Source organism: candidate division KSB1 bacterium (genome assembly GCA_022562085.1).
In the GTDB taxonomy this organism is placed as follows: Bacteria; Zhuqueibacterota; Zhuqueibacteria; order Oceanimicrobiales; family Oceanimicrobiaceae; genus Oceanimicrobium.
The window spans coordinates 1-10,226 of sequence record JADFPY010000145.1 but is presented as its reverse complement, the minus strand read 5'-3'; the positions used below and the strand labels follow the sequence as shown (position 1 = coordinate 10,226).

At 45.8% G+C, this 10,226-nt stretch carries 8 protein-coding genes and 1 pseudogene; 5 read left to right on the top strand and 4 right to left on the bottom strand.

Translation table 11 applies throughout. The features are described from left to right. Nucleotides 1-799 precede the first annotated feature (799 nt). From IH879_12745 to IH879_12725, 5 genes and pseudogenes are all read left to right on the top strand, one after another. Nucleotides 800-892: pseudogene (locus tag IH879_12745) on the top strand (SEC-C domain-containing protein). 151 nt (nucleotides 893-1,043) lie between these two features. Continuing rightward, the gene (locus IH879_12740; protein ID MCH7675806.1) at nucleotides 1,044-1,271 is read left to right on the top strand and encodes a hypothetical protein; all 228 of its coding nucleotides are present in this window, start codon (nucleotides 1,044-1,046) and stop codon (nucleotides 1,269-1,271) included. A gap of 68 nt (nucleotides 1,272-1,339) precedes the next feature. Beyond that, entirely contained in the window at nucleotides 1,340-1,969 is a 630-nt protein-coding gene (locus IH879_12735) for a CDGSH iron-sulfur domain-containing protein (GenBank protein MCH7675805.1), read from the top strand. A 276-nt stretch (nucleotides 1,970-2,245) separates the two neighbouring features. Beyond that, nucleotides 2,246-2,506 carry a hypothetical protein gene (locus tag IH879_12730; GenBank protein MCH7675804.1) on the top strand — a complete coding sequence of 87 codons (261 nt, stop codon included), beginning with the start codon at nucleotides 2,246-2,248 and terminating at the stop codon, nucleotides 2,504-2,506. Between the two features lie 86 nt (nucleotides 2,507-2,592). Next, nucleotides 2,593-3,003: a DUF3052 domain-containing protein gene (locus IH879_12725; GenBank protein MCH7675803.1), complete on the top strand. Its 411-nt coding sequence runs from the start codon at nucleotides 2,593-2,595 to the stop codon at nucleotides 3,001-3,003. Between the two features lie 48 nt (nucleotides 3,004-3,051). On the opposite strand, the gene IH879_12720 is transcribed toward IH879_12725, so the two are convergent. From IH879_12720 to IH879_12705, 4 genes are all read right to left on the bottom strand, one after another. Next, on the bottom strand, nucleotides 3,052-4,557 hold the full coding sequence (locus IH879_12720) for an ATP-binding protein (GenBank protein MCH7675802.1): 1,506 nt from the start codon (nucleotides 4,555-4,557) through the stop codon (nucleotides 3,052-3,054). A 96-nt stretch (nucleotides 4,558-4,653) separates the two neighbouring features. Next, nucleotides 4,654-6,588, bottom strand: a complete 1,935-nt coding sequence (locus IH879_12715) for a S9 family peptidase (GenBank protein MCH7675801.1) — start codon at nucleotides 6,586-6,588, stop codon at nucleotides 4,654-4,656. Nucleotides 6,589-6,601: 13 nt separating this feature from the next. Further along, a complete protein-coding gene (locus IH879_12710; protein MCH7675800.1) occupies nucleotides 6,602-9,412 on the bottom strand; it encodes a T9SS type A sorting domain-containing protein in 2,811 nt (936 codons plus the stop codon). Nucleotides 9,413-9,444: 32 nt separating this feature from the next. Further along, complete coding sequence (locus IH879_12705) at nucleotides 9,445-9,684, bottom strand: hypothetical protein (GenBank protein ID MCH7675799.1); 240 nt, start codon at nucleotides 9,682-9,684, stop codon at nucleotides 9,445-9,447. Between the last annotated feature and the right edge of the window lie 542 nt (nucleotides 9,685-10,226).

The window sequence follows — 10,226 nt, the reverse complement described above, 5'->3', positions numbered from 1 at the left end:
AAATACCAACTCGTACATGGTCGCCTGCCGGAAAACCCGGAACTCGCAGTTCGATTTGAAAAGCGAGACCGGCCGCGCTCCAAATTGATTGTGATAAAAGAGGGGACGCCTGAGGAAACAAAAACGCAAAAGCCTTTGAAAGCTATTTCACATTAACGGGCAGCACCGAACTGATGCGCACAGCCTGGTAGTGTGGGTTAGGGGAGGAGAATTCCATGGGATTCGGGATGGTGGAGGTGGTGGGTTCGTGAGCGCGAAGCGTCTTCGGCAAAGCTCAGGACAGGTTTCAAGCGTGGAACGAGTGCTCCCGGAAGTCGAGGAGAGAAAATAGAGAATTGTAACACAAACGTCTCCGTTTGCGAAGGAGGGCAAGATGGATTTAAAGGATATTCTCAATTCAAAGGCAAATCTAAATACTGACGAAATAGCCGAAATCATGGCTGCAGCGCAAGCCGCGGGGATGGTTACGCAAGTGACATTCGTCGACAACGCGAACAGCCCGGAAGGCCAGGCAGCAATCGACTATGTGAACAGTCATCACTGGCTGCCAGGAAATTATCGCACCTTGCCGCGAGAGAAAGTGGAAGTCCTTGGAAAAACTCTCTTCAATCCGAAAACGAGATTGAAGAAGAAAAAGAAAGCCCTGATGCTGCTGGGGCACCGCGGCAGCATTGAGGCTTACCGTATTCTGAAACAATATCTGCGAGACCCACCAGCAAAGCTCAAGGTCTGGGCGGACATGGCGTTTGAAGAGTGCAAGACGTTTCTGGCCACGGAGTTGTCGGAGGAAATCCAGTTGGGCACCAACGTGGTGCGCAGCAAAATCGGACGCAATGAGCCGTGTCCGTGTGGGAGTGGGAAGAAGTATAAGTTGTGTTGTGGGGCGCTGTGAGATGTGTGGGCGCTAAAATGAGCCTGGGCCTGAATCTCCGCGCATTTTTGCAAAAAAAAAGGATGTGTTTCATTTGCAAAATTCCCTGTGAAACATCAAACTCGAAGACGTGAGACGCGAGACGTTTGTCAATGCTTTAAGGAATTTGGATTTGTTAAATTGGGATTCGGTTCATGACCACTCAGATCGAACTTTTTACAGTAGCCATCGAGCACATGGAAAAGCCCTGGATGCCATGAGGCGATTTGCCTTGCCACAGGCTAAAGCCGAGCTTCGAGTCGCACAGGAAATCGATCCCTCTCTGGCCGACGTCAAAACTTTATTGCAAGCGACGGAGTTTTTAACCGAACTGGGACTCAATGCTAAAGTAGGATTGTAATCAAATTACGAGCAACTTGATCACGTTGACCCGTCTTTAGTTTTAATCGGATTTTGAAAGGGTTTGGTATGGAAAACGTAACAATTGAAATTATGGAAAACGGGCCGCTGATTGTCTCAGGACTCAAGAATTTTCAGAATTCAAAAGGCGAGGCCCTATCTCCTAAAGATAGAATTGCTTTGTGCCGTTGCGGAGAATCCGCCAATAAACCTTATTGTGATGGTTCCCATACTGCAGCGAAATTTTCTGGTATACGGGAAATCGACAAATCTTTAACCAAAGAAAAGATTTACGAGGGAAAAGAAATTTCCATTCATGACAACCGGGTGATTTGCTGCCATGCCACGGAGTGTGTAGAGCAGCTCTCATCGGTGTTCCGATTGGAAGAACGTCCCTGGATTGATCCGGATCGGGCAGAGGTCGAAACGATTATTGAGGTGATTAAAAAATGTCCTTCGGGGGCGCTTAGTTATACAATAAATGAAAAACATTACAGGGATCAAGATAGAGAACCGGCGATTCAAATTGCCAAAAACGGACCTTATGATGTGAGTGGAGATGTTGCCCTTAAAGTCGAAGAAGGATTGCAGCCACCGAGTAAAGAACATTATTCCTTGTGCCGCTGCGGCGCTTCAAAAAATAAACCCTTTTGTGACGGCGCCCACCGTGACATTGATTTCAGCGACGAGGGCAATTAAAAAAAGGAATTGCATTGGATCTTCTAATGATCCTCCCCACCAGTGGGACATTGATGTCCAATGTTCTGTAACCAATCATTACAAAATCTCCTTAAGAAACAATATTTATTAGAGCTATCACATTTTTCGCCTCACAAGGTCAATGAGACCCATGTTTTATATTTTCAATAGCTTAGTTCTTGACAATCTAATGATATCATTTTTTCTATGTATGGTACGGCACTTGCATAACACAAGAAAATTTGCATCTTTGGTTAAACAACGAGGAACAACAACATGGCATCAGAGAACTACATCATTAGACAAATTGAAGATATTACAGCAGGGAAATATAAAGAGTGGCAAATTGGATTAACAGATGAACCCCTTAATTGCAAAGCACAATTGGGCAATCCCTTGACCTGGCTGCACTGGAAAGCAGATTCTGAACAAGAAGCGCTAAATGCAGAACGGTTTTTTTTAGACAAAGGTTTGAAAGGCACCAGTGCGACCACCACTGGACCGGGTGTTTATGTTTATATTTTGCATCTGAAGTAATTGATCTTATGTCAGTAACTAGTTGTTTCAAGTAGATTATTTTTGTAAATCATGAAAATAGATACTCCATAGGAGAAAGCGACTAAATGCCTGCCGGCTACTCTAAAACTCCTTTAGTCAAAAAATTAGGTATCAAACTAGGCTTCAAAATCCATTTTGCAAATCCGCCGGATAACTTACAATCCCTGTTAGGTGAATTGCCAGAAAAGACAACTACCATCGTTGAACTGAATGGCCCGGTGGACTATATTCACTTTTTTACAAAAAGCAAAGATGAGCTGCGAACTCAATTTCCAATTTTAAAAGCAGCGCTGGCACAAAACGGCCTCCTGTGGATTTCCTGGCCAAAGAAAGCCTCGAAAGTCACGACGAATTTGAATGAAAATATCGTCCGGGATATTGGTTTGCAGAACGGTCTCGTCGATGTCAAAGTATGTGCGGTCGATGAGATTTGGTCGGGCTTAAAATTTGTGTATCGTCTTAAGGATAGAAAGTAAGGCATGCTACCGATACCATCGCTCGAAGCGATAGTATCGGTTATTTCACTAATCCGAAAATGCATCTCGCAACAGCTCGCTTTGCTTTTGAAATGCGGACCTCGCATCGGGTGGGTTTTTCAGCAAAGCAATTTCCTGGCATAAAAGACGAGCTAAATACATGGTATGTGTTACTTTTTTTTTGGTTTCTCTTTTATACAAAGGATGGTCGCGATTAATATAAATGACCTGTCCTTGAGTAAAACATTCAGGGCCATCTTCGCCGAACTGGTCCAGGCAGCAAGTAACCAAAAAATCAGCGACAGCGATTTTTCGAATGACTGCATTGCTTGACAGTTTTTTAATTCGCGGCTTCGCTGGTTTTTTAACATAATCTTCTTTTGCATCTGAGATATGCTCTGGCTCCTTTTCAGGTTCAACTGCAATCCTGTTCTGTTCTTCTTCCTCCATGCTTGATTTTTCGCTATCAGGTTTGATTTCTCCGGGTTCACCTACTGCATCCGTCTCTTCACCCTTCGGAAGGATGCCGGCCTCCAGAAACTCAGGGTGTTTTTCGAGTGCAGTCTGAATTCGAAGCATTGCTTCTGTCAGGGCCCGCCTGACTTTTTGTGTCTCTTTGCGGTCGATTAATCGTCCTAACTGTGACTTTACGTCACGAAGCAGTTTTTGCATGGCAGTGTCAAAGGCTTTGTACTCTTCAACGTCGGTACGGAAGCCGCTGCGATCGCTTGTTACAACCAGAAAATCGGCATTGACTTCGCCGCGAATACGTGCGCCATCTTTACCCCAACCCTGAATGCCGAAAAATTCTTTGCGTACCATCACCCCCTTAACGCGAATCTGTATTCCCATTTCTTCAGCAGAGGCCTGGGAGACCGGGACGATTATAATCTCACCGTGCAAAGGCCCAAAAGACGTTCCCTCTAAAAATGGGATCCGATGGCCCGGCACTTTAGCCATCACGACCCTTCTTCCGTTTACCAGAACCGAGAAGTTTTTGGCCTGAATAGGTACGCTTTCTAAGATTTTTTGCCTGACCAGGTCAGGGTCAAAAGAACGGGTCAATTTTGAAAGCTTAATGGTGGTACCATCATGCTGAGATCGATCCGCTTCAACGATCTCGACTGGCAGCTCCCAGGTATCGTGGTTTTCGGACCAACTGTTTTTATCGAAAATGACTCGGGCGGCGAATGCTTCTTTTTGTGTGAACACCTCAAATGTTTCACAAGCAGCTAAACTGGCAAATTTGCCAATACCGAACTGTCCAATCCTGTCGCGCTGGTATTTGGGGGATGTGCTATGATGTAATTTTTCTGGTGAGCCGATATTGAAGTATTGCAGCAGCCCTTCCCAGTCCATACCGATGCCATCATCTTCCACTTTGATTTGCTCTGGCTGGATAGTTACTTTGACTTCGGTAGCATCTGCGTCATAGGCGTTGTTGACCAATTCCCGAATGAGCTCGATGCTTTCGGTATAGAGCCGTTCGCCAAGTGTCGTTATGTGGCTTTTGTCAACAGTGACCGGAAGTTTGGTATGGCTTTTGACTTTCATCTTGATATAAAACTGCAGGGAATATTATAGACTGAGTATTAATGTTTTGAAAGTAATGATTGCCTCAGAATTTGTCAAGGTTTTTACCGCTGAAAATTATTGCAAATTTTCAATTGCAACCGGTTCGATTTTCTCAACTAACTCAAAACCGAAAATTTTTGAATAAAAATAAAGCTCAGCCTCGAGTGTGCGCTTAACGTTTTCCGCTTTGCGAAAACCATGCTGCTCCCCCTCGAATGCAACGTAAGCCACTGGCAACCGTTGACTCCGCAGAGCCTGAACCATCATTTCTGCTTGATTTGGCGGCACAACTTTATCCTCAAGCCCTTGAAACAGAATAATCGGACAGGACAGCTTCCCGGTGTGATGAATTGGAGAACGCGCTATATAAAGTTCTTTCATTTCCGGATAAGCGCCGATTAAACTATCCAGGTACCTTGACTCGAATTTGTGAGTGTCTTTTGTTAAGGCCTCTAAATCGCTAACCCCGTAATAGCTGGCACCCGCTTTGAAGAAATCCCGGAAAGTTAAGGCGCTGAGAGTGGTGTAGCCACCAGCGCTGCCCCCGGTAATTGCTGTCCGATTTGGATCGACCAGCTGTTTTTCAACCAAATATTTTGCAGCGTTTACACAATCATCAATATCAACAATGCCCCAGTTGTCATTTAATCTTTGCCGGTATTCACGGCCGTAACCCGTGCTGCCTCCGTAGTTAACATCGAGAACGGCAAAGCCGCGGCTTGTCCAAAATTGAATTTTCAATTCCAGTGCCGTGGATGTTGCCGCAGTCGGTCCACCGTGACTTTTGACAATCAGCGGAGGCAGCTCATCTTCAGGTGGATCATAGTCACGGTTTTGGGGTGGATAAAAGTAAGCATGAGCCGTTCGTCCCTGCTCTGTGCGAAATTCAATGGTTTCAGGTCGAGATAGATAGGTTGAATCAAGAGCGACATCCGCCGACTTGCGCAAAATTTGGAATTCGTGTGTTTTCAAATCCAGACTCACAACAGCGTTGGCCAAAATAGGTGAGCCGGCGAGAAATACCGCCTGACCATTTTCAGCTTTAACGGAATCGAAGTGAGTAAATGGCAAATCAATGTTGTCGAACTGGCGGGTGTTTGTATTCAGAAGAGCTAATTTCCATGTACCCTTTTCAAAGTATGTACAAACTAAGCGACTGGAATCGTCAAATGCGTAGGTGGACATTCCGAATATCCACTGCGGCAGCCCGAACTCTGCTTCTTTCTCGAGTAAGTGGTGAATCGAGCCATTTTGCCAGCAGTAGAGATTCCACCACCCGGATTTATCGGAAACAAAGTAAAGAATGCCGTCTGGCGACCACTGCGGTTGAAAAATTGATTCAGCAATACCGCCGGCAACTTTTTTGTGATTGCTTAAAGTGCTATCCTCAGTTATTTCAGCAAGCCATAGTTCCGTACCGTCCCAGGGCATATTGGGATGATCCCAGGTGAGCCAGGCTAGCTTCTTGCCATCCGGGCTTAAAGAAGGTGACGAGTAGAAATCGCCGCCGGTTGCAATTTCGTTGCAATCATTGTTATCATCCAGGTTAATGCTTAAGAGAGAGTTTACCGCCTCTTGACCGGGATGACTATGATCTTCTCTTACACAAATGAGTCGGTTTCGGTGTGCATCAACAACTGCATCGGCATAGCGATATTCTTTTTCCGGAGTTAAGGGTTTCGGTACAGTTTGGGAAGTTTGTTTATAAATGCGCTGGTCATTGTCGTGGGAGAAGTAAATTGTACCTTTGTTTACCGCAAAAGCGCCGCCGCCATACTCGTGGACCCGGGTGCGGGCATTAAAGCCCGCTGGGGTTATGTCGGTTAGCTTACCGTCGGCAGTGCGTTTAACAATTACATTACGGCCACCCTCTGCGGGACGCATTTCAACCCAGTAGATATCTTCTCCATCGAGGACAATCTGCCCGAGGCGAACCGTTTCACCTACAATTAAGTCTGCGGTGATGGGTGACTTCCAGGAGCCGTATGGAGTTCGCTGTAAACCGGACATAAAAATCGCAAATTTATCTAAGAAGAGTCATTTTTTGAGTTGCTACATTAAACGGTGTTTCTAAACGGTAGTAATAAATGCCACTGGCGACTTCGCGACCGTTTTGGTCTTTCCCATCCCAGGTAATTGTGTGGCTGCCGGATTTTCTGTGTTCATTGAGCAAAGTAGCAATTTGCTTGCCCTGGATATTAAATACTTTAATCGAAGTCTGGCTGTCGCGGACAAGAGAAAACGAAATAGTCGTTGATGGATTAAACGGATTCGGGTAGTTTTGGTGCAAGTCAAACTCTTCCGGTAAACTAGAATCTCCTTCTTCAACACTCGTGGCAAATGTGTTACTGTAGACCCCGTTGCCATGTGTTGCTGCTACCACTAAGCCATCCAAGGCCCTGGTTTTCACCATGTCCACGATGACTTTGCCGATTGTGGAAGCGCCTTCTTGTGTCCAAACAGTGGAGGAACCGTTTAAGGTCGTGGTTGAATAAAGTCCCGTGCTTGTGGCAGCAAAGAATATACTTGACCCGGAGCCATTTAAAGCGTCCACCCAGAGAACGGCCGGACCATTGCCGGAACCGTCAGGGTTCTCTTCCAGGTTGCCGCTCGCCGGCGTCCAACTGTTGCCGCCATTATCCGTTTGGAAAATGCTAACAACTTTGTAGTTGGAAAAGACAAGCAAAGCCTCGTCGGCGTTATCTGGGTTTACGGTTATGCAGTTTATGTAGGAATCCGCGGGCAGATTTTTACCAGTCCAGATGTCTGTGGGGGTTGGGTTGCCGTTATTGGCGTTATCGAGCCGAAAGACCAGGCCATCCCCAGTCCCATAATAAAGGCGGTTTGCTGAGGATTTGGAGATGCCCAATGCGGTTATGGTTTGACCCGTAAGCGCTGTATTGGTCAGCTCGGTCCAATTAATGCTTGTGGGTTCTTGAGTGCCGTCAAGAGGAATTGCGCTTAAGTCGCTGTTGCGCCAGATTCGGTCGCCCCCAGCCTGATACATGATGTTTGGATTATTTGGATCGAGTATAAATGGATTGATGAAGAGGTAATCTTCGCGCACGCCACCGGCTCCACCTACAGGATCAACCTGGGCGAGTGCTGTCAGACCACCGCTATTATTTATGGTGGCTCGAAAAACTTCTCCGAATTGAATTGATACCAGAACCGAGTTGCTATTTTGAAAGGCACAAAATGAACCGTCGCCTCCGGTTAGCACAACCCAGGGAGTGCTGGAGGATGTGCTGTTGGTGAAATGGGTACCATTATCCTGGGTGCCACCCATAATTTTGTTACTGCCGCTGGTCGGATCGATAGCAACACTATAAAATTGAGTCGTAAAGTAGCCGTTATTGAGTGGCGTCCAGGCGATTGGATCAGCCATGTTATTGGTGGTCTTGCTTAACCCGCCGTCATGGCCTGAATACATGCCGTTTGGATTGCTTTGCGAAAATATAAGGCTGTGCTGGTCCGGGTGGTGGTTTTCATATCGTGAAAAATCATTTACCGGAGAGTACCCACCGACCCATTTTGTATTTGTGCCAGAGGCGAAGCCGTCCGTAGATCGATACAAATTGGTTCCGCCAAGGAAAACCGTGTTTTCATTATTTGGATGAACCGCGAGGAGTAAATCATAAGAGCGCTGAGTATCAAAATTTCCTACCTTCCCTCCTTCGGCCGGAAGATTCGCTGAACGGTCTGCCCAGGTACCGCCTGCACCGGAGCCGTCTCCGGAAACGTAAGTATATTTCCAGAAACTATGATCATTTAACCCGCTGCCCGGAGTTTCGCCGGCAAAGTAAACCACATTTTCGTTAGAGGGTGCGATGCCAATTACAATTCGCCGGTAAGTTGAGGGCCAACTAGTTGGAGTAATTTCAGTCCAGGCAGTGCCATTCGTTGACCGGTAGAGTCCTTTAGGTGCCGGATTGCCAGAATTAGACGCTTCACTTAATGTAGCATAAAGAACCCCATTTGATGCAATTGTAATATCTGTATATTGAGGTGCATCGTTTGAGAACACCCCTAAAACCAGCGCCCAAGATGTAGCCCCATTGGTCGAGCGATAAATCCCGCCGAAAGTTGCCGCGTAAACAACATCACTACCTGAAATTGTGGGGTCAGTTATGATCTTATAAGTATAATCAAAACCACTATCAAAAGATTCCGGAGTTTCCCTAACCTGGGTTGAAGGCATGTTCGTCCAGGTGTTTCCTCCGTCGGTTGACTTAAAAAATACATCTCCCCGAAAGGGAGTGCCAAAATGACCACCGGGATTGAATTCACCTGTACTTGCATACCAGGTTGAAGTTTTGCCGCTGCGCGTGTCCTGAGCTATTGAAGTGATAAGGTGGAGTTGATCTGGTTGGGTGGTTTTTGTCCAGCTATTACCGCCATTTGTTGATTTCCAGATTCCTCCGGATACGCCTGCTGCCAGGAGAATATTTTCATTTGTCACATCAGCGGCCAGGGCCCGCGTGCGGCCGCCAACATTAAATGGGCCACGAAGGGTCCAGGCCTGATTTTTAAACAGGACTCGATTCTGACCATTTTTTATGAAATCAAAGGCTTTCCTCGTCGGCAGCGATTTAGCAAACTCTAATTCTTTTGCACGAATATTTCTTGGGATTTGATCGGTCTGGGGATCACGCAACCTTTGCCACTCGAATCTGGCGCGGGCCTCAGGATCCTCTTCGCTTCCAATTGAGGACTTCGATATCGATAACAAAGTTTTTTGCGCTACTTTTTTCTTAGATGAATCCATTGAAAAATAAACAGCCACACCAAAAACGAGACCGATTAAAACTAAAAACCCGGCACTTTTTTTCATAAATTTTATTCTCCTCATTAGGATTTTTAAAATTATTTGACACCTGCTTTTTGAATCTCATAACCGTAGATTAAATAGTTGATTGTTTTTGTACCTATCAGTTCGTGAGCCTCGACGTCCGCCAGAAATTTACTACCCACTTCGAGGCCGGGATAAGTTTTTGTCATATTTTGGAAAAGGTCATTGGTAGGCGATAAAGTGAATTTGAAGGTAATTGGAACTTCCTTGCTTTTAGACAAAGGCCTGATGAATCCCTGGCCGTAACCGAGCACAGACTCAACTCTAACGACAGCCCGGCAAGGCTCCTTACTGCACGGGTCGTCAGCATTTCCGGTTTTCTGAATTGCATCAATGGAAACAATGGTTCCTATGATTCGGCATTGACCTGGTGGAATGTCACGAGCGCCTATTTTTAGGGATGACGCTTTCTGTGGCTGGCCGGCAGAGACCTGTTCCTTCTTTGGGTGGGTTGAGTTACAGGAAAAAAGAACAAGAAGCGAAATCAGGACCGCTAAATTTTTCGGAAATTTTTTCAGAGTCTTCTCTTTCGGCTAGTGTTTTAGGTTTGGGGAGTCACCGGAGAATATACAGAGCAGGGTTCAAAAAGTCAATATTTGCGGGGTGTGTTAAGAATATATAACACTTTTTGGATTAAAACTCAATCCTTGATTCCTTGCCCTTTTTTTGTTATTTTAATGTTGTTATTTTATAGATGGAGAAAATCATGCCGACGAAAACTCTGCCCTCAGCCTGCACCCTGGATTGCCCGGACACTTGCAGTTTGGATGTCGAAATCACTGAACACAAAATTACC